Origin of the sequence: Anaerotignum faecicola, from assembly GCA_024460105.1 — a bacterium.
Lineage (GTDB): Bacteria > Bacillota > Clostridia > Lachnospirales > Anaerotignaceae > JANFXS01.
Genome location: JANFXS010000324.1, coordinates 1 through 439, shown reverse-complemented (window position 1 = coordinate 439; position 439 = coordinate 1). Strand labels below are relative to the sequence as shown.

Below are 439 nucleotides of genomic sequence, written 5' to 3'. Positions count from 1 at the left end.
AAGTGCCCAAATCGGTTGAAAAAATAAGTCTGAAATAGTAAGATATGTTTACAGAAACGTATCGGATCCGAAAAAAGCTTAAGCAGGTAACAAGTGAGAACAAAGACAGCGAAAGGTGTAAAAGGGGATCAATTATGAAATTAAGAAGACTTATGGCATTGACAACAGCGGTGGTTATGGCAGCATCACTGACCGCGTGCGGAGGACAGAAAACCGAGACAAATACACAGGAGGCGGACAGCGGAAAAGAATCGGCAGCGTCCGGTGAGCAGATCACACTGCGCATGGCGTGGTGGGGATCACAGACGAGGCATGACGCTACGAACAAAGTAATTGAAATGTATGAGGAACAGAATCCGAATGTACATATTGAAGCGGAGTTTTATGATTTTGACAGCTACTTTACAAAGCTGGATACTTTGGTGGCAGCCGATGATGT

General features: G+C 44.4%; 1 protein-coding gene. It reads left to right on the top strand.

What is annotated here, in order from left to right; genetic code table 11:
* Positions 1–134: 134 nt before the first annotated feature.
* Positions 135–439, top strand: a 305-nt coding sequence (locus NE664_14195; GenBank protein MCQ4727786.1) for an ABC transporter substrate-binding protein, incomplete at its 3' end; no start/stop codon positions are given.